Source organism: Chloroflexota bacterium, assembly GCA_018648225.1.
Taxonomy (GTDB): Bacteria; Chloroflexota; Anaerolineae; order Anaerolineales; family UBA11858; genus NIOZ-UU35.
This window is the reverse complement of record JABGRQ010000057.1, coordinates 4,671-22,723: the sequence shown is the minus strand read 5'-3', so window position 1 is coordinate 22,723 and position 18,053 is coordinate 4,671. Positions and strand designations below refer to the sequence as shown.

Here is an 18,053-nt window from a genome sequence, read left to right as displayed (position 1 = left end):
CATGACCATCAAAATCTTGCCCGATGAAGTTGCCTCACAAATTGCTGCCGGAGAAGTTATCGAACGTCCGGCCTCGGTGGTAAAAGAACTGCTCGAAAACGCCATTGATGCCCAGGCGAGCTATATTTCTGTGACCGTGGAAGATGCCGGAAAACGGCTGACTGAAGTTGCCGATGATGGACACGGGATCGCCTCTGGCGAATTAGAACTCTCTGTACGGCGTCATGCCACCAGTAAGCTGACTTCTGCAGATGATTTATTTCGCATCGCCACGCTTGGGTTCCGCGGGGAAGCGCTGGCATCGATTGGTTCGGTCTCGCGCACGAGTATTACCTCACGCCGCCGCGATGATGATTTGGGCACGCGTTTGCAAGTCGATGGCGGCATTAGCAGCGCGCCCCAGCCGACCGGCGCGCCAGCCGGAACGGTTGTGCGCGTCGAAGACTTATTCTACAATGTTCCGGCGCGGCTCAAATTTCTCAAGAGCGACCGCACCGAACGCCGCCATATTCAAACCCTGGTCACGCATTATGCATTGGCGTACCCCCAGGTGCGTTTTCAACTGCGTATGGAGGGGCGCGGCGCGTTGCAAACCAGCGGCAACGGCGAGCGCCGCGAAGTTCTCGCCGCGCTCTATGGGGCCGATATTGCCCGTCAAATGATCGCGGTGCTGGCTCAAGCCGATTCGGTTTCAGTGACCGGTTTCACCAGCCCAACTTCGGTGACGCGCTCCAATCGCAGCCAGATATTATTCTTTGTCAACGGTCGCCCGGTGCATGATATTGCCCTTACAACCGCGTTGGTGCGCGCCTATCACACGATGCTTATGGTCGGGCGTTACCCCCACGCGGTTATTTTTATTGCCATGTCGCCTGAGAACGTGGATGTGAATGTGCATCCCACCAAAGCCGAAGTTCGCTTTCGCCAGCGCGATGAAATATTCAGGATTGTGGGGAATGCCGTCCACGCGGCCTTGCAAGCGCACACGCCGGTGCCTGAAATTGATCAATTGAGCGAGCGCATGCGCTGGAGCAGCGGGACTCCCTTTGGGGTTGATTCAGCGGCCCGCGGCACTGACCCGGCTTGGGGCTGGGCGACCGATGAACGACGACCGATGAGTGGGGATTCTCAACCCTCAATCAAAGCCCAGCCCGAACTCCCCGAAGTACATACACCCCTCCTGCGCCTCATCGGGCAAGTGGCCGCCACCTATCTGATTGCCGAAGGCCCAGATGGTCTCTACCTGATCGACCAACACGCCGCCCACGAACGCGTACTTTTTGAGCGTTTTATGGCGCAGCGCGGCGGCGCGATTCCCTCTCAGGCTTTGCTGGAACCCGCGACTATAGAACTACCCTATGCCGCGGCCAATCTGCTCGAAGAGCAATTGCCAGTGTTATCGAAGCTCGGTTTTGATGTTGAACCCTTTGGGCGCGAGTCGTTTTTAGTGCGCGCCATTCCGGCAATCCTCAGCGGGCTGAATCCTGCCGCGGCGTTGCGCGTGTTGGTAGAAGATTTTGAAGAAGATGAAACCCCACTGGCCCAGGAAATTGAAGCCAAGATCATTGCCCGTGTGTGCAAACGGGCGGCAGTGAAAGGTGGACAAGTACTCTCACACCAGGAACAAATTGCATTGCTGCGAGACCTGGAAGCCAGTCAGTCGCCGCGTACCTGTCCGCATGGGCGCCCAACCATGATCCATCTTTCCGTCGATGCGCTGGAGCGTCAATTTGGACGGAGAGGCGCGCGGTAGCAAATCCTTGAGTTTTGTTAAATGCCAGAGGTGGGTAAAAAAATCTTGAATGTTGAGCCTTGCCCGGATTCGCTCTCGACGGCAATATTTCCCCCATGACTTTCAACAATTCGCTTGACAATTGACAGCCCCAATCCGGTGCCCTGGGCGTGTTTCTCAGAGCCAGGTACGCGGAAAAATTTTCCAAAGAGTTGCTGGATATATTTTTCCGGGATGCCGATTCCGGTATCGCTAACCAGAATGTGTACGCCACCGGGAGTGGATTCTGCTTTGAGTAATACGCGCCCTCCTGGATGGTTGTATTTGATCGCGTTGCTGAGCAGGTTGACCAATGCCTGATGAAGCTTGTCACGATCCCCGGAAATTGGGGTCAAGCCAGCTTCTATCTCGAGTTCAAATTGAAGTTCTTTTCGTTGTGCCAGGCTTTCTGTTAGATCGGCCACGCTTTGAAGAAGGGTATGTACTTCAAATTGCCCCATATTTAGTTGATTGCGCCCCGATTCAAGGCGCGCGATATTCAAAAAGTCAGACGACATATTGGCAAGCCTAATGGCTTCATTTTCAATGCTCTCAGAAATTTCAGCACGTCGTTCATCGGTAACTTTGGGGTGTGTGAGTAAATGTGTGGCTGTGCGCAGTGACGCCAACGGGGTGCGTAGTTCGTGTACAAATTCGGCGATTAAATCGTATTGCTGGAATAAGCGCGAATTTTCAATGGCGATAGCAGCATGTGATCCGAGCGCCATCAGGGATTCTTGATCTTCGGCAGTAAATTCCCCGCCTTGTTTGTTGATGGCTTCGAGTACGCCGCTGACTTTATCTTTGGCAATCAGGGGTACCCCCAACAAAGATTGGGTTGTCAGACCGATTGCCTGGCTAACTTTCACAAAATGGCGCTCATCGTTTTGGGCATCATTAATGATGATTGGGCGACGATTCTTTACAATCCATCCGGCGATACTGCTTTCAACAGGCACTTCCAGCCCGCGCATTTTTGGATCGAAATTGGTAGCCACCTGAAAGTTGAGTTGCGCCATGCGCTCATCATACAATAAAATTGATGCGGCTTCGGCACCGGTAAGCTCTACTGCCGCGCGGATAATACGTTTGAGTAAAATGTCGAGGTCCAGCGTTGACGTCAGATCGCGTGAAATCGAGATGATTTTTTGAAAGCGTTCAAAATCGTGGGTGGAAGATATCTTAGACATTAATGTAATTGCGCCGCGATCGCCGGGATGATTTCGGCAATATCGCCATTCAGTAATACCGTAGCGCGTTCGTCAATATAGGTCGCGCTTTTGTTTATGATAACGAGTTTGGCGCCGTTTTCAACCGCTTTCATGGGCAAACCAGCAACCGGCATCACCAGCAGCGAAGAACCAGCCACAATCATCACTTCACAATTTTCAGTGGCTTTGCGAGCTTGCAGCCAAATTTTTGCCGGGAGTTGTTCTTCAAATAATACCGTATCGGGCTTGAGAATCCGATTGCATTCCGGGCAACGGGGAATTATACCCTGGTGAATGTATTGGTCGATATAGCCTTGCGAAGAAATTTTTTGATAACAGCCGATGCAAGAAAGCGTATTGAGCGTGCCGTGAACCTCCAGCACATGCTGTGATCCGGCACGCTGATGCAACCCATCGATGTTTTGCGTAATGATGGTATGCAAGCAATCTGTTTTTTCTAATTCTGCCAGGGCAATATGGGCGTCATTGGGCTGCGCGTTCAGCATATGGCTGGCTAATGGGCGCAACCACTCGAAGAATCGTTCTGGGTGATGTCGGAATGCGGTCAGGGAGGCGACTTCCATCGGCAAAAAGCGGGCCCAAAGCCCGCTTCCTGCCGATCTAAAATCGGGTATACCGGAGGGGGTGGAACTTCCTGCGCCGGTGAGTGCAACGGTATTGCGCGACGAGCGGATGAGGCTGGCAGCTTCGCGAATCGCCGATGTATCTACCCGGGTGGTCATATTCGCGAATGATTATTCAGCTTGCACGAAAGCCGAAGCCAGCTTGGTAAATTGTTCTGCCGTCAGGCTGCTGGGTTGCTGAAGCACCATGGGCGTGTTGATCTCAGAGGCTTTGTAGGCCAAATCGGGCGCCGGGGTAATCACTGAAGAAATCGGGTGTGCCAATTCTTCTTGCGCTGTCGACCAATTCATCTGTAGGTTGGAGCGTGTTCGGTTGACAAGCGCTACATGGATGCGCCCCTTGCCTACATTGAGACTGATCAGATCGGTGATGAGTTGTTTGGTCTGCTGGATGTTGGCAGGAGAAGGCTCCATTGCAATCAGGAATTCATCACAATACTTCAGCACCATTTGTGTCAGTGGGGGCAGGGAAGGGCCTAAATCAAGCAAAACATATTTAGAGATGCTCGGCAGCAAGCGTGCGATAGCTCGATATTGTTCCAGGCGCATGGCATAAACAGCATCGCGCGGGCGTTGTGGCGAAACAAATACATGCACCCCGCTCTGGTGTGCTACCAGTTCGCGCTGAATATCGACAGGCGAAATTGCCTTGGCTTCTTTGCGCAGCAGTTGTACAACGCCATTGGAATTGGAATAGCCCAGCCCGGCGCTAATATCGCTACTGCCCGGCCTGAAATCGGCGATGACCACACTCTCGCGGGTCAATTTTCGCAGCGTAATACCTAAATTGGTGGCCAGTGTCGTCACGCCCAGGCCGCCCTTCGCAGAAAGAATGCCGATCGTAAGTCCGCGCGATTCGGGAGCTTTCCCCATAGCCTGAGCCGTGCGTGCTGCTTTCGAGCGCGCCAGCAATGCCTTCACTTGTGCGAGCAATTCGCGTGGTTGGGTCGGTTTGGTTAAATAAGCGTCGGCGCCCGATTCAAGCCCCTCAATTCGATCGTCTACCTGCGCTTTGGCGGTGAACATGATAATTGGCACATTCGCAGTAATCTCACTGGCGCGTAATTGCTTGGCGACCTCATAGCCGCTCATATCTGGCATCATCACATCGAGTAGAACCAGGTCTGGGCGATCGGCTTGCGCCCGTTTTATGGCGCGTTCTCCGTTATCGGCTGCGCTAATATTGTACCCCTGGCGTTCCAGCATTAACCCTACCAGCCGTAGGGTTTCAACATCATCATCCACAATGAGAACTTTATCGGCCATTTTTTCTCCTCCAGAAAAACCCAATCGCAAATATCGATCGCGTAACACTAGTATACCTGATTTTAATGAATAATTAATAAACTTGCTCTAACACTTTGGTACTGAAAACCTTAAGATTCTGTTTGTACGTTATAATTTTTGCATGTTGTTAGCTGATTTTCAGATCAAACTTAAAGAATACTCCTTGGATTCTCAGGCATTAACCTTGGTGGGGATTTCAGGCGGCGCAGATAGTTTGGTTTTGCTGGATTTATTTTACCGCAGCGAGTTGCCAGTAGCGGCCGCGCATCTGAATCATGGATTGCGCCTCGAGGCGCCGGCGGACGCGCGCCGGGTGGCCTGGGTTGCTGAAACCCTGAAGATCCCTTTTGTCTCCGAGACGATTGACGTAGCCCTCTATGCCCGGCAGAACCGCCTTTCAACTGAAGAAGCCGCCCGCGTGTGTCGCTATAACTTTCTCTTCAAGCGGGCACAGAGCCTCGGGGCGCGGGCAGTGGCGGTTGGGCATCACGCTGATGATCAGGCGGAAACCGTACTAATGCACTTTTTACGCGGCAGTGGACTGGCTGGACTAAAAGGTATGCGGCCCTATTTGCTGCCGAACCCCTGGAGCGATGAAATCCCATTGCTTCGCCCACTATTGGGCGTGCCCCGTGCGGAGATTGTCACGTACTGTACTGAACGTGGTCTGAATCCGATTGAAGATTCCAGCAATCTGGATACATCGTTATTCCGCAACCGCTTGCGCCATGAAACGCTGCCCGACCTTGATGAACTTATCCCCGGTGTGCGCCAACGCCTGGGACAAATGGCCGATATTTTCGCTGCTGACGAAGATATTCTTGCGAATCTGACCATGCAGGCGCGGCGCGAGACGCTTATAGAACAGGGCGCTGGCTTTCTGGCCTTCAATGCGCGCAAGCTTACCGGGCAGCCTATGGGGATTCAACGGCGGTTGATCCGTTGGGCTGCCGGACAGCTAATTGAAGACCTGCGCGATGTAGGATTTGGTGCTGTGGCACGCGCCCTGGCAGTGCTGCATGGTGAGGCGGGTATGGCCGATCTGGTGATGGGGCTGCGCGTTTTTAGTGAAGCCGGGCATTTTTATATGGCAATGGAAAATGCCGAACTCCCATCCAGGCTGTGGCCCCAGCTAGGGCAAGCAGCCGGTGTGATCGATTGCACCGTGCCGGGCGAACTTGTGTTGCCCAAGGGCTGGGTGTTGCGCTGCGAAATCCTTGGTGATGTGGAAAAAGCGCGTGCGCAAGCCATTGAGAACAGCGATCCTTACCGGGTGTGGATCGCTCTTCGCGGGCAGCAACCTGCTCAGGTGCAAATCCGGGGACGCCGCCCCGGGGATCGAATCCAACCCCTGGGTATGGATGGCGCCGCGGTCAAGATTTCCGACTTGATGATAAATGCCAAAGTCCCTCGGCGGGCGCGGGCACGTTGGCCGATTGTGCTGCTGGAGAATAGAATTGCCTGGGTGCCTGGGCTGCATGTGTCGCAGGGATTTAAGATAACCTCAGCGAGCAAACGTATAATTTTTATGGAGTTGTTGTCGCTCAATTGACAGGCGGGATATTCGGGGTAAAATATCTACGCTAAAATTAAATTTAGCGTAGACGTCACATGTTACCCTTGAAAAAAATTTCGGAATATGAAGCCATAAAAATACTTTCAGATGCCCGCCGTCTGGCAATTTTGCGCGCCCTGATGGCGAAGCCCGCTACCCTCACGCATCTCGGAAAGATTTTTGATGTGCATCCGGCTAAGGCGCGCTACCACGTAAAACAGTTGGAAAACGCCGGATTGGTCGCGCTGACGCACACGCAAAAAATAGGCCATTATACAGAGAAGTTTTATCAGGCCACCGCGGCGGCGTTTGCGATTCAGTTGGCAATTCTGCCAGAGCGTGGAGCGCGCCCGGCTGTTCTGGTTGCGGGGAGTGATGATCTGGCTTTGAATTTGCTGGCAGGATTGTTGCGGGATGCTGCCGACGCCCCGGCGATGTTCACGTTGCCGGTGGGCAGCCTGGATGGCCTGATTATGTTGCGCCAGGGGATCTGCCAGTTGGCGGGCTGTCATTTGCTGGACCTGCCCAGCGGGGAGTATAACACCCCGTATGTGCGCCATCTTTTCCCCGGCCAGACGATGCGCGTGGTGACTTTGGCGCGCCGCCAACAGGGATTGCTGGTCGCGCCGGGGAATCCGCTGGGGCTTGAAGGCGTGGAAGATTTGGCGCGCCCCGAAGTACGGTTTATCAATCGGCAACGTGGCTCGGGGACGCGGCTGTGGCTGGATGCGCAGTTAAAAACGCTAGGGATCAACTCTCAGGGAATTCAAGGTTATGAGCGCGTAGCCGATACGCATTTGGGTGTGGCTGACGCAGTGGTCTCTGCTCAGGCCGATGCGGGATTGGCCGTGCTGGCCGCGGCACAGGCGCGCGGGTTGGATTTTATCCCCCTGTTCGATGAACGTTATGACCTGGTTCTGTCTGGAGATGATGCGGATTCGGCGTTGCTGGCGCCTGTGTTTGATGCTATGACGAGTAACGCTTTTCGGAATATAGTCACTGGATTGGCCGGGTATCAGCCTCAAGTTGCCGGTGAAGAAATTATTTTGTGAGTGTGGTTCAGTACATAGGAAATTCCAATGAAAACTCAACATCTATTGAAAATACTTATCCTTATTGGCCTGGTTTTTCCATTGGCAATGACAGCCTGTGGCGAGCCAGCGGTTGATGAACCCCTCGAAGTAGGTTCGCCCAAAAACCCGGAACTGATTCTGGCAACGACAACATCGACGCAAGATTCGGGTCTGCTGGATGTGCTGGTACCCATATTCCAGGAGCAGAGCGGTTACGTTGTCCAGACTGTGGCCGTAGGAACCGGCGCAGCCCTGGCAATGGCTAAAGACGGTAACGCCGATGTGCTGCTGGTTCATGCCCCGTCGTCGGAGAAAGCGTTGATGGAGGCAGGCTTCGGCAAAGAACGCTTCCTGGTGATGCACAACGATTTTGTCATCGTTGGCCCTACAGATGACCCTGCAGGAATTCGAGGTAATATCGTTGCCGCGGATGCTCTTGCCCTGATTGCTGCCTCCGAAGCGATGTTTGTCTCACGCGGCGATGATTCTGGCACGCATAAAAAAGAATTGAACATCTGGGATGCAACGGATTACAATCCCAACGGCGACAAGCCCGCCTGGTATGTTGAATCCGGGCAAGGGATGGGCGCCACGCTGGTGATTGCCTCCGAGAAATTGGCTTATACGCTCACCGATCGGGCAACTTATCTGGCGAACCAGGATAATCTCGATCTGGTGATTCTTGCCGAGGGCGACGCTGTGCTGCTCAACGTTTATCATGTGATAACCGTAAACCCGGATCAATGGCCGGATGTTAACTATGATGGCGCGCTGGCTTTTGCCAATTTTATGGCCAGTGATAAAACTCAGGCCGTTATCAAGGAATTTGGCGTTGAAGCGTATGGTCAGCCGCTATTCTTCCCCGATGCAGACAAGACCGACGCCGAACTGGGGCTGGAGTAAGGCATATCGCTACGGAGATGCAGAGAACACAGTGAGTCTTTGTGTTTACGTGATGAATCTTTGTTATGTATTTTGATACCGAAGTTTTCCAAATCACGGTTCTGTCGCTGAAAATTTCGGCGTTGGCAACGGGCATCAGTTTACTCATCGGATTGCCATTGGGAACCGTGCTGGCGCTGGGGAAGTTTCCGGGGCGATCTTTTTTTCTCAGTATTGTCAATACCGGTATGGGACTACCTCCCGTGGTGGTTGGCCTGATCGTGGCGATGCTGTTGTGGCGGTCCGGGCCGCTGGGTGATTTTAAACTCATCTACACACCCTCAGCGATTATCATCGCGCAAACCGTGATCTCTGCGCCGGTAGTCACCGGGCTGACCGCGGCCGCGCTACAAGCGCTGGATCCGCGCTTGCGGCTGCAACTTTACGGACTTGGCGCTTCGCGCCTGCAAATGATCGGGTCTCTGTGGCGGGAAGCGCGGCTGCCCCTGTTGGCGGCGTTAATGGCGGGCTTCGGTTCGGTGATTTCGGAGGTGGGCGCGTCGATGATGGTAGGGGGCAATATCCGCTATCAAACACGCGTGCTGACCACGGCAATTGTGCTCGAAACCGGCAAAGGAAACTTTGATATTGCGATTGCATTAGGGGTTTTGCTGCTGGCAATCATCTTCCTGGTCAATTGGGCCTTGACATGGATTCAGCAGCGGGGAGCGCGGCGATGACTTCGCCCCTGGTGGAAATCCGCAATTTGCAGGTGGCGCGTGGCGGGCAGCCGGTTTTGCGAATTAATGCCCTGACGATTGAGAAGGGCGCGGTATTGGCGGTGGTTGGTCCCAACGGGGCGGGGAAAAGCTCATTATTGCTCGCGCTCGCCCGATTACTCTCTCCGGAGCGCGGTGAAATCTTTTTCAATGGCAATCCTCCCGCGAGCGAGTCCGATCTCGTCTACCGGCGCAAAGTCGCCCTGGTTTTGCAGGATCCACTTTTATTCGATACATCCGTCTTCGACAACGTAGCCGCCGGTCTGCGCTTCCGCGGTTTGGGGAAGAATAAAATCCGGCCGCGAGTCGAAAAGTGGCTGGCGCGTCTGGGGATTGCTGAACTCAAGCATCGGCGTGCTACCGAACTATCGGGAGGCGAAGCGCAGCGAGTCAGCCTGGCGCGGGCCTTGGCGCTGGAGCCAGAGTTGCTGTTGCTCGACGAGCCTTTTTCGGCGCTCGATCCTCCCACGCGCAAGCGTCTGTTGGATGATCTCTCGGCGCTGCTGGCAGAGACGCAGATTACAACCGTTTTGGTTACGCACGATCTGGATGAGGCTTTATTTTTAGGGGATGGGGTGGCAGTAATTTTGGCGGGCGAATTGCGCCAGCAGGGGACGCCTGAAGCGGTGTTTACTGCGCCTTCGGATTTGGATGTGGCTGCGTTTGTGGGGGTTGAGACGGTGCTGCCGGGGCGGGTGGTTGCAGCGAAAAATGGACAGATTAGTGTCGAAGTGGGTGCGCAGCGCATTGAAGCTGTGGGGCACGCGCAGTTCGATCAGCAGGTGTATGTGTGCTTGCGTCCCGAAGATGTCACGCTTTGGGAACAAGCCGATCTGCCGCCATCGAGCGCGCGCAATGTTATCCGGGGCCATGTCAAACAGATTTTGCCCAGTGGGCCGCTGGTGCGTGTGGTGCTGGATTGCGGATTTATGTTGGTGGCGTTGGTTACGCGTTCGTCGGCACAAACAATGTGCCTGGAACCCGGCGCGAAAGTTACAGCAACATTCAAGGCCAGCGCAGTGCATATTATTTTACGCAGCGATGAGCCCTTGAATGTTGCCAAAATCGATTGAATTTGGGTCTTGTTTTTTTAGGGTGCGGCTGGTTCGGCCAGGCGCATGAGTTTTTGGCTAAGTTCGCGCCATTGAACTTTTGAAACCCCCAGTTTTTGGCGAATTTTATCCGAATCCATGCCGGATTGCATGTCGGTTAGCGCGCAGGTCCAGCGGCACATGCTGAAAGAAAGATGTTTTTCAAGTCCGGCTTCGTTGCTCAAATCTTCGAGCAGATATTCCAGGCGACGCTGCGACCAGGGGAATAACTTCTCGCTCAGGTTGTGCTGGGCCGCATAGCGGCGGTAGATTTCTTCCCAATCCGCGGGCAATTCGATTTTGCGTTCTTTATAGCGGTTTTTCGGGGCAGCATAGCGCACGAACAGCAGTGGTCCATTGGGCGCGTCCCACTGAATATGATTTGGGCTGAGCGTAAGGCATTCGCTTTTTTTGATGCCCGTTGCCAGGAGCAACGTGAGTAAAGCGATATGGCGTGTATCCGGTTTGGCAGCGTGGGCAAACCGTTCCGCTACTGTGATGACGGCCTCAACCTCGTCTGGAGTAAGTACCTCGGGTAGCGGGCTGCGCACCGATTTTTGCACCACCTTTTCTGCCGGATCGACGAAAATAACAGCTCCGCCGTGCAACCAGCGAAAAAATGCTTTGATCGAAGTGATGCGACGCGCCAGTGTTTTTGGACTGCAAGGCACGCCGCGTTCGGTGAGCATCCACTCGAGAAAATTATTTAGATCGCTGGTGGTGACTGAACCCAGTGTGCGATCAGGAGGGAGGTAGGATGCTAGTAATTCTACGTCGCCGATGAAAGCCTTTAGGGTGTGAGGGGAATTCCCCTGGTCTTGCAGGTAAATCTTCCAGCCATTGATGGCGGGGATGAGGGTTGTTTGAGCGGTAATGTGGGCAGTGTTTTGTTCAGTCATGCGAATCTCCTTGTGGAAATTTCGTATAGGCAACTTTCATTGCGTATAGTTTATCGGAGAGTTGCGCGAAAGTCAATGCGTGAATTTGTGTGGGCTTTCTTTTGCGAAAGTGCGTAAGTCCCGCTTGAGCTGAAATTGCGAAAAATACTCATCACTGGAGCTGTATGCCCCAAATAAAAACAGGACAGCTAATCTAGCTGTCCTGTTTTTTGACTTCTGTAGGTTATTCTATAGAGCTACGACGTCTTGTGCCTGGGGGCCTTTCTGCCCCTGCACGACCTCAAACTCTACGCGCTGACCTTCATCGAGGGATTTGAAACCCTCACCGATGATCGCATTGAAGTGGACGAAAACATCGCCGCCAGCGTCGCGCTCGATAAAGCCGTAGCCCTTCGAGCCGTTGAACCATTTTACGGTACCTTGTTCTTTTGCCATGATTTGGAACTCCTTTCGTTGAAGATTTGCTAGGTTTCGCATGGGTTCCAAATCAAGGGTGAATCTTTATTTGAGAACTTCTGTTAAACAAGCACTATAGTGTAGCACATATTTGGAAGTTGTGAAGCCCTTTTTTCAAAATCACTATCCGAGATTTATGGGTTCAGTTTACACTCCTGTATGGTAAGATGTGCGCACTTCCAAATTTATCGGTATTCAACACAGGAAATTCGCATGATGACCTCACCCAACGAATCCCCGCCTCGCAACCGCCCCGCCACAACGCGACGAAAAATCTGGCTGGCGATAATTTATGCACTTCTGGCGCTGATTTTCGCCGCCATCGGAATTGTTAGCATCGACAACACACTGATCTTTATTTTGTCGTTCTTGCCCGCGTTTATTTTGGCTCGTCTCAGTTATCGTCACTTTAAGCGCCGCTATTCCGCCGCTATTTTTGCCGTAGTGGATGCAGATGAGGCTCCGGTGTTGTTTTTGCGCCCATTTGACAAGGATGCTGGCTGGGATGGGGCCGCAGCTTTCAGTCTCTACCGGCTGCGAACCTGGCGCAAATTTCCGCTCTCGCCAAATAATATGCGGGCGCTTTACCTGGAGATGACCGGGCGCGCCTCCTTTGAGCAGGTGCTGGCCTATATCACCCGAAAAATTGGCCCGCTGGTAGCTATCGGTGAACCGGGCAGCCCCCCGATTCTCGGAGCGCGCAATCTATATGTTGGTGATGATAATTGGCAAGAACAGGTTGTCAATTTGGCGCGAAAAAGTAGCCTTGTTATCCTCACGGCAGGCATTTCGCCCGGAGTGCTTTGGGAGGTACGCACCATGATAGATGATGTTGCATCTGAAAGCCTGTTGCTCAATATTCCAGGTGCAACACGCGGCGAACGAGAGGAAAATTACACTCAATTTGTTGAGGCTGCGCACGAATATTTCCCTGCTGGGTTGCCAGAGACCATCAAGGGCGCCCGCTTCCTGACTTTTGATGCCACATGGCAGCCTCGGGTAGATCGTATTCGCAAACCCGCGAAAAATTCCCCGGCCTGGGTGGCGCAGCGCCTAACCCAATTATTGGTCTGAAAGCCATCCCACATTTGGTATGATTTAAACTATGGATTATCGTATTGCGTTGGGAAAATGGGGTGAAGCGTATGCCGCCGAATTTTTACAAAAACAAGGGTATTCGATTCGGGCGCGCAATTATCGCACCCCTTATGGGGAAATTGATCTGGTCGTGGAGCGGCATGAACGGCTCATTTTTATCGAAGTGAAGACGCGTTCTTCCAGCACCTTTGGTTATCCCGAAGAAGCCATAACCCCGAAAAAGCGTCAGCATCTTTATGATGCCGCAAATTTGTATGTACAAGAGTACCACTGGGATAAAGATTGGCAGATTGATGTGATCGCCATTTTGCGCACCAATGCCGATACCCAACCTCAATTGGCGCATTTTGAGAATATTTGAAAAATATTGATGATACCAACTTCGCCGGATAGAAAATTACCCCTGATTATCTTGCTTGGCCCGACCGCAGTTGGGAAAACGGAGCTGTCTTTGCAGTTGGCGGAGCGTATCAACGCTGAGATCATCTCGGCGGATTCGCGGCTTTTATATCGCGGCATGGATATTGGCACAGCCAAGCCCACGGCTGAAGAACAACGCCGCGTGCCACATCATTTGGTGGATGTTGCCAACCCCGATGAGGTTTGGAGTCTGGCGATGTACTTGCAGGCTGTTCAGACCACGGTGCTGGATATTTGCACCCGCGGACGCGTGCCCTTGTTGGTGGGGGGCACCGGGCAATATATCCGGGCGTTGGTGGAGGGTTGGCGCGTGCCCGAAGTAGAACCTGACCCGCGATTGCGAGCGGCGCTGGAGAATTGGGCGGGGGATATTGGCCCGGAGGCCCTGTACGCCCGTTTGCAAAAGCTTGATCCGGAAGCCGCCGCCCGCATGGAGCCGCAAAATATGCGCCGCAGCGTACGCGCCCTGGAGGTGATTCTCACCACCGGGCAGTTATTCTCCACTCTGAGGGAGTCCGGCCCGTCTCCCTATCGGGTGTTGATGTTGGGGTTACAGCGTCCACGCCCGGAATTGTACGCGCGCATCGACGCGCGTATCCACACAATGCTGGCAGCAGGTCTTATCACAGAGACACAAAACCTGCTCGATCGGGGTTATTCTGCAGAACTGCCATCGTTATCTGCGATCGGCTATCGTCAGGTGATTCAGTATCTCGCCGGAGAAATTTCGCTCGAAGAAGTTGTTGTGCAGATGAAACGCATCACCCGGCGCTTTGTGCGACGGCAAGCCAATTGGTTCAAAGAAGACGACCCGCTGATCCAGTGGTTTCCCGCAAACGCCGCCGATTCTTTGCATCAAATCGTAGCAAGCGTGCAGCGTTTTCGAGTGGAGCAAGGCGAATTTGAGAAATAGTTTGACTTTTGTTGCAGAAAAATCTATACTATTCTTGTGAGAGTGGAGTTGTGCAAGTTCGAGTGGGGCGGATGGCCTGCACTTCAATCGCCAAATCGTCATCACCTCAAATCATTGTGTGACAAAGGAGTAAAAACATGAGCGATCGTCCCTGGTTAGAGATATACGATGAGGGAGTTCCAAAATCGATTGATTACCCAGAAGTCCCATTGTTTTATTTTCTCGAAAATGGTGCCAAGAAATATGCTGATAAGCCCTGCACAATTTTTAAGGGCGCTAAAATTTCCTATAAAGAAATGAATGATATTACCGACCAGTTTGCTGCCGGTCTGGCAGACCTGGGAGTAAAAAAGGGCGACCGGATTGGGATTATTGTTCCCAATACACCGCAATTTGTGGTAGCGTATTATGGGGCGCTCAAAATTGGAGCGGTTGTTGTGGCGATGAATCCGTTGTATACGGAACGCGAAATCGAGCATCAGGTAAATGATGCTGGCGTAGAAGTTATGGTGGTGATGAGTAATTTCTACAATATTGTCAAGAGTGTGCAGCCGAAAACTGGTATAAAGAAGATTGTTGTTACCAATATCAAAGAGACTTTACCGCCAGTTACCGCTTTCCTTTTTACTTTACTCAAGGAGAAGAAGAGCGGTTTTCGTGTGCAATTGGGTGAGGGCGATATTTGGATGCCAGATTTGCTGGCAAAATTTAAGCCGGAAGATCGCCCCAAGGTGGATGTTGGCCCCGATGATGATGCCGTTTTCCAGTATAGTGGCGGCACTACGGGCGTGCCCAAAGGCGCCATCGCAATGCACCGCAATCTGGTAGCCAACGCGTTGCAGATTCGGCTCTGGATGCCTAGCGCCATCGACGGTGAGGAAGTTGTGCTAATGGCAATTCCGCTTTACCATGTCTATGGTATGGTGGCCGGGATGAATTTTGGTTTCGCGTGTGGGGCTGCTTTGGTTATGGTTCCGAATGCCCGCGATATTAAGGACGATCTGGAGAACCTGCAAAAATATCGTTGTACGATTTTTCCCGGCGTGCCCACACTGTATAATGCCATCAATAATTGGCCCGATGTTCTGGCAGGGAAATATGATTTGAGTTCAATTAAAGCATGTATCTCGGGATCGGCGCCGTTGATGCGGGAAACCAAAGAAAAATTCGAAGCCCTGACAGGCGGGCTTGTTTTCGAGGGCTACGGCCTTTCCGAGTCGCCGACCGCGGCAACCTGCAATCCGTTACAGGGCGAAAATCGCGCTGGTTCGATTGGCTTGCCGCTGCCTGATGTAGAAGCACGTATCATTAGCCTCGATGACGAAGTGACCGTTCTGCCGTCGGGTGAAATTGGCGAAATTGTGCTAAAAGGCCCCCAGATTTTCAAGGGTTATCACAATATGCCCACAGAAACCCAGAATTCGCTGCGTGATGGCTGGTTGTATACGGGTGATATTGGCCGCATGGATGAGGATGGTTATTTCTACATTGTTGATCGCAAAAAAGAGCTGATTAAGCCCGGCGGGTTCCAGGTGTGGCCGCGCGAGGTTGAAGAAGTGATTACCGATCATCCAAAAGTTTTTGAGGTCGGCGTGGCCGGCATCCCGGACCCGAAACGGGGCGAGACTGTCAAGGCCTGGATTGTGTTGATACCGAGTGAAGAGGCCACTGTTGAAGAAATTCGCGCATTTTGCAAAGAAAATATGGCAGCCTATAAAGTGCCCAGCCAGATTGAATTTCGCGATGAACTGCCTAAGACCAATGTTGGCAAAATTTTGCGCCGCGAGTTGGTGAGGCAGCACAAAGAAGGCGCATGATTTTTTAGTGTCGATTTGGTAGCCTTCGCAAGAAAAGAACCATTATCCAAAAAACAGTTCCTGATGAGCTAAATATCGGGAACTGTTTTTTTTGATGTGGAGTGATTGAATAATGCCCTTATGATGCGAAGAAATGTTGTATGGCAGGTGTTATATCGGCCAGGTTGTGCAATTTCTCCGAGAATGGATGTCGCAAGCCCGCTGCGCCGATGACCAATCCGGGCACTGGATTGCTGGTGTGTCGGCGGGTACTCAAATCTTCGAGATTGCCATGATCGGATGTAATCAATATTAACCCCTGGTCATCATCCCAGGTCTTCAGCAGGCCGCCCAGCATAGCATCAAATTCTTCCAGCCGCTCACAAGCTGCCGCCATATCTCTGCGGTGACCCAAAACATCGCTGAGCCAGTATTCGAAAAAAGTCAACTCATATCCTTTGGCGAGTATGGCTAATCGACGCCCAGCTTCTGTAGGAGTCAGGATGGGGATATGTGTGTAATCTAAATGCTTGTGCCAGCCCGATGCAGTGAAATCTGCAGAGAGTGCATTCCCTGCGAGCAGGTCGGCTTCGGTCTTGAGGGGAATATTTGCGGCACGCATCGCCATTGCAATTGCTCCCGGCAAGCGTTTGCCAGATTGAATGCCTGCAAAATAGCCATCTGGGAAGGCATTGATCAGAGCCGTGCGCTGATTATTCTGCCGAAGGCGATGAAAGAGATTGTCGTTTTCAAGAATTGCGCGGATGGCGGCATTCGGCTTGGGGCCATAATGTTCGCCAATTATTTGGGGGATATTTTTCCCGGTGAGCAGAGTGGCCTGACCGCTGGCGGATTGGGGCAAACCAGGGATGCCCAGACAGGCATCGATGGGCACGAGGCTGGCGCGTGCTCCGTGGAAGGGCAGTTTGCCCTCAAGGGCATGTAGGCGTTGACCATCGAGCAAATTGATCAGGTTGGGCATTTTGGCCCGCACGAACGGGTTCTGGTTGGGATCATTCGCGCCCAACCCAACGCCATCGAGAAATAGGAATAGTAATCTCATGCGACAGGTTTTGAATAGTGTAGCCACGCCGAGGGGCGTTCGCCGCGTTCGGAGCCATTCGCGCGGGAGATCAAATCCCATTGGGACGCGAAATGCGCCAAATCTGCCTCAACAGCCCCGGAGAAGGCCGCGGCATTCTCTTTGAAAAAGAGATAAATCAAGAAGTCGCCTCCCGGTTTAAGCAGGCCATCCACGCGCTGCGCATAGCGAGATTTGCCATCATCATCGAGGCTGTGGAAGCAGCCAATATCCAGAATAAAATCGAAATCGGGCTGAACTTTGCGCAAATAGCGCGCATCATCCACATGGAATTGCACGTTGATCTCGGCATGGCGGGCTTTTCGGCGGGCGCTGCGGATGGCCTTGGACGCAAAATCGACCCCGACAACGTGCCAGCCGTGTTGCGCCAGCGTAATAACATTTGTGCCGGTTCCACAACCGATATCAAGCGCTTGTCCAGGGGGATGCTTGCGGATATAAGCCAGAAGCTCAGGAGGCGAAATGCTTGTATCCCAGGGCGGTTGGCGATAGTACCAAAAATTAAAGAAGGTGCGTCTGAAGAAATTCATGAATTGAAGTTTACCATTCTTGTCTGAATTGTGGAGCGATTACAGATTAGGTATAATTCTGGGAAAGTCTCGTTTTTATCGTACTCAGGAAATTTTATGTCTGCGCAATACTTGAATCCCGCAACGAAAGCCAAATTCCAGCAGCAAGTCTGGGCGCTGGTCCGGCGAATACCCGCGGGCCGGGTGATGACCTATGGACAAATCGCCGAAATGCTCGATCCGCCTGACGGGATGAATATACAGAGTTATCTGGCGTTTGGGGCGCGCTGGGTTGGTGGGGCAATGGCGGCTTGCCCGGAAGACATTCCCTGGCAACGGGTGATTAATGCAAAGGGGATGGTGAGTGCGCGGGCTGGCGCACAAATTCAGCGTGAACTGCTCCAGGCGGAGGGGGTGATTTTTGACGCCCGCGGGCGTGTGGATTTGTCGCGTTACCGCTGGAGTGGGGAATAGAGCTTACTGGATTACTCGATTTGCGCCAGAATTCGCGCAAAGGCAATTGAAATCGCGTGGCAATTAACACCGTCCTCGAAGCACCACCAGGCG

The 18,053-nt window shown here is 52.8% G+C and carries 18 protein-coding genes; 11 read left to right on the top strand and 7 right to left on the bottom strand.

The window, feature by feature from the left end:
- Position 1 precedes the first annotated feature (1 nt).
- Positions 2–1,753: a DNA mismatch repair endonuclease MutL gene (gene mutL / locus HN413_03845; GenBank protein ID MBT3389521.1), complete on the top strand. Its 1,752-nt coding sequence runs from the start codon at positions 2–4 to the stop codon at positions 1,751–1,753.
- A gap of 17 nt (positions 1,754–1,770) precedes the next feature.
- Here mutL and HN413_03840 read toward each other — a convergent pair whose 3' ends face one another.
- Genes HN413_03840 through HN413_03830 form a run of 3 tightly spaced genes read right to left on the bottom strand, consistent with a single transcriptional unit; the run spans position 1,771 to position 4,892 of the window.
- Positions 1,771–2,961 (bottom strand): GAF domain-containing protein, encoded by a 1,191-nt coding sequence (locus tag HN413_03840; GenBank protein ID MBT3389520.1) that lies wholly within the window; start codon positions 2,959–2,961, stop codon positions 1,771–1,773.
- A complete protein-coding gene (locus tag HN413_03835) occupies positions 2,961–3,725 on the bottom strand; it encodes an NAD-dependent deacylase (protein MBT3389519.1) in 765 nt (254 codons plus the stop codon). The genes HN413_03840 and HN413_03835 overlap by 1 nt, the downstream gene beginning before the upstream one ends.
- A 12-nt stretch (positions 3,726–3,737) precedes the next feature.
- On the bottom strand, positions 3,738–4,892 hold the full coding sequence (locus HN413_03830; protein MBT3389518.1) for a response regulator: 1,155 nt from the start codon (positions 4,890–4,892) through the stop codon (positions 3,738–3,740).
- A gap of 142 nt (positions 4,893–5,034) precedes the next feature.
- Between HN413_03830 and tilS the strand changes: the two genes are divergently transcribed.
- The 5 genes from tilS (at position 5,035) to HN413_03805 (ending at position 10,275) form a co-directional block, all read left to right on the top strand.
- Positions 5,035–6,465, top strand: coding sequence for a tRNA lysidine(34) synthetase TilS (gene tilS, locus HN413_03825; GenBank protein MBT3389517.1), 1,431 nt, complete (start codon positions 5,035–5,037; stop codon positions 6,463–6,465).
- A 59-nt stretch (positions 6,466–6,524) separates the two neighbouring features.
- Positions 6,525–7,520, top strand: a complete 996-nt coding sequence (locus tag HN413_03820; protein MBT3389516.1) for a helix-turn-helix domain-containing protein — start codon at positions 6,525–6,527, stop codon at positions 7,518–7,520.
- A gap of 27 nt (positions 7,521–7,547) precedes the next feature.
- Positions 7,548–8,444 (top strand): solute-binding protein, encoded by an 897-nt coding sequence (locus HN413_03815; protein ID MBT3389515.1) that lies wholly within the window; start codon positions 7,548–7,550, stop codon positions 8,442–8,444.
- 65 nt (positions 8,445–8,509) lie between these two features.
- A complete protein-coding gene (locus HN413_03810; protein MBT3389514.1) occupies positions 8,510–9,163 on the top strand; it encodes an ABC transporter permease in 654 nt (217 codons plus the stop codon).
- Positions 9,160–10,275, top strand: a complete 1,116-nt coding sequence (locus HN413_03805) for an ABC transporter ATP-binding protein (protein MBT3389513.1) — start codon at positions 9,160–9,162, stop codon at positions 10,273–10,275. Before HN413_03810 ends, HN413_03805 begins: the two co-directional genes overlap by 4 nt.
- Before the next feature lie 17 nt (positions 10,276–10,292).
- On the opposite strand, the gene HN413_03800 is transcribed toward HN413_03805, so the two are convergent.
- Positions 10,293–11,192: a site-specific integrase gene (locus HN413_03800; GenBank protein ID MBT3389512.1), complete on the bottom strand. Its 900-nt coding sequence runs from the start codon at positions 11,190–11,192 to the stop codon at positions 10,293–10,295.
- 228 nt (positions 11,193–11,420) lie between these two features.
- Positions 11,421–11,627 (bottom strand): cold-shock protein, encoded by a 207-nt coding sequence (locus tag HN413_03795; protein ID MBT3389511.1) that lies wholly within the window; start codon positions 11,625–11,627, stop codon positions 11,421–11,423.
- 234 nt (positions 11,628–11,861) lie between these two features.
- Here HN413_03795 and HN413_03790 point away from each other — a divergent pair, with 234 nt between their 5' ends.
- From HN413_03790 to HN413_03775, 4 genes are all read left to right on the top strand, one after another.
- Positions 11,862–12,722 carry a hypothetical protein gene (locus HN413_03790; GenBank protein MBT3389510.1) on the top strand — a complete coding sequence of 287 codons (861 nt, stop codon included), beginning with the start codon at positions 11,862–11,864 and terminating at the stop codon, positions 12,720–12,722.
- Positions 12,723–12,753: 31 nt separating this feature from the next.
- Positions 12,754–13,107, top strand: coding sequence for a YraN family protein (locus tag HN413_03785; GenBank protein ID MBT3389509.1), 354 nt, complete (start codon positions 12,754–12,756; stop codon positions 13,105–13,107).
- Positions 13,108–13,116: 9 nt separating this feature from the next.
- The gene (gene miaA, locus HN413_03780) at positions 13,117–14,079 is read left to right on the top strand and encodes a tRNA (adenosine(37)-N6)-dimethylallyltransferase MiaA (protein ID MBT3389508.1); all 963 of its coding nucleotides are present in this window, start codon (positions 13,117–13,119) and stop codon (positions 14,077–14,079) included.
- 137 nt (positions 14,080–14,216) lie between these two features.
- A complete protein-coding gene (locus HN413_03775) occupies positions 14,217–15,896 on the top strand; it encodes a long-chain fatty acid--CoA ligase (GenBank protein ID MBT3389507.1) in 1,680 nt (559 codons plus the stop codon).
- 118 nt (positions 15,897–16,014) lie between these two features.
- Here HN413_03775 and HN413_03770 read toward each other — a convergent pair whose 3' ends face one another.
- Together HN413_03770 and HN413_03765 are read right to left on the bottom strand one after the other, a co-directional pair.
- On the bottom strand, positions 16,015–16,938 hold the full coding sequence (locus HN413_03770) for a metalloenzyme domain-containing protein (GenBank protein ID MBT3389506.1): 924 nt from the start codon (positions 16,936–16,938) through the stop codon (positions 16,015–16,017).
- Positions 16,935–17,507 carry a class I SAM-dependent methyltransferase gene (locus HN413_03765; protein ID MBT3389505.1) on the bottom strand — a complete coding sequence of 191 codons (573 nt, stop codon included), beginning with the start codon at positions 17,505–17,507 and terminating at the stop codon, positions 16,935–16,937. The genes HN413_03770 and HN413_03765 overlap by 4 nt, the downstream gene beginning before the upstream one ends.
- A 96-nt stretch (positions 17,508–17,603) precedes the next feature.
- Between HN413_03765 and HN413_03760 the strand changes: the two genes are divergently transcribed.
- Complete coding sequence (locus HN413_03760) at positions 17,604–17,960, top strand: methyltransferase (GenBank protein ID MBT3389504.1); 357 nt, start codon at positions 17,604–17,606, stop codon at positions 17,958–17,960.
- The last annotated feature ends 93 nt before the right edge of the window (positions 17,961–18,053 follow it).

What these genes read in the sequence shown, in the direction of transcription:
- mutL (MBT3389521.1), top strand. Translation starts at nt 2, where the DNA reads ATGACCATCAAAATCTTGCCCGATGAAGTTGCCTCACAAATTGCTGCC.
- HN413_03840 (MBT3389520.1), bottom strand. Translation starts at nt 2,961, where the DNA reads ATGTCTAAGATATCTTCCACCCACGATTTTGAACGCTTTCAAAAAATC.
- HN413_03835 (MBT3389519.1), bottom strand. Translation starts at nt 3,725, where the DNA reads ATGACCACCCGGGTAGATACATCGGCGATTCGCGAAGCTGCCAGCCTC.
- HN413_03830 (MBT3389518.1), bottom strand. Translation starts at nt 4,892, where the DNA reads ATGGCCGATAAAGTTCTCATTGTGGATGATGATGTTGAAACCCTACGG.
- tilS (MBT3389517.1), top strand. Translation starts at nt 5,035, where the DNA reads ATGTTGTTAGCTGATTTTCAGATCAAACTTAAAGAATACTCCTTGGAT.
- HN413_03820 (MBT3389516.1), top strand. Translation starts at nt 6,525, where the DNA reads ATGTTACCCTTGAAAAAAATTTCGGAATATGAAGCCATAAAAATACTT.
- HN413_03815 (MBT3389515.1), top strand. Translation starts at nt 7,548, where the DNA reads ATGAAAACTCAACATCTATTGAAAATACTTATCCTTATTGGCCTGGTT.
- HN413_03810 (MBT3389514.1), top strand. Translation starts at nt 8,510, where the DNA reads ATGTATTTTGATACCGAAGTTTTCCAAATCACGGTTCTGTCGCTGAAA.
- HN413_03805 (MBT3389513.1), top strand. Translation starts at nt 9,160, where the DNA reads ATGACTTCGCCCCTGGTGGAAATCCGCAATTTGCAGGTGGCGCGTGGC.
- HN413_03800 (MBT3389512.1), bottom strand. Translation starts at nt 11,192, where the DNA reads ATGACTGAACAAAACACTGCCCACATTACCGCTCAAACAACCCTCATC.
- HN413_03795 (MBT3389511.1), bottom strand. Translation starts at nt 11,627, where the DNA reads ATGGCAAAAGAACAAGGTACCGTAAAATGGTTCAACGGCTCGAAGGGC.
- HN413_03790 (MBT3389510.1), top strand. Translation starts at nt 11,862, where the DNA reads ATGATGACCTCACCCAACGAATCCCCGCCTCGCAACCGCCCCGCCACA.
- HN413_03785 (MBT3389509.1), top strand. Translation starts at nt 12,754, where the DNA reads ATGGATTATCGTATTGCGTTGGGAAAATGGGGTGAAGCGTATGCCGCC.
- miaA (MBT3389508.1), top strand. Translation starts at nt 13,117, where the DNA reads ATGATACCAACTTCGCCGGATAGAAAATTACCCCTGATTATCTTGCTT.
- HN413_03775 (MBT3389507.1), top strand. Translation starts at nt 14,217, where the DNA reads ATGAGCGATCGTCCCTGGTTAGAGATATACGATGAGGGAGTTCCAAAA.
- HN413_03770 (MBT3389506.1), bottom strand. Translation starts at nt 16,938, where the DNA reads ATGAGATTACTATTCCTATTTCTCGATGGCGTTGGGTTGGGCGCGAAT.
- HN413_03765 (MBT3389505.1), bottom strand. Translation starts at nt 17,507, where the DNA reads ATGAATTTCTTCAGACGCACCTTCTTTAATTTTTGGTACTATCGCCAA.
- HN413_03760 (MBT3389504.1), top strand. Translation starts at nt 17,604, where the DNA reads ATGTCTGCGCAATACTTGAATCCCGCAACGAAAGCCAAATTCCAGCAG.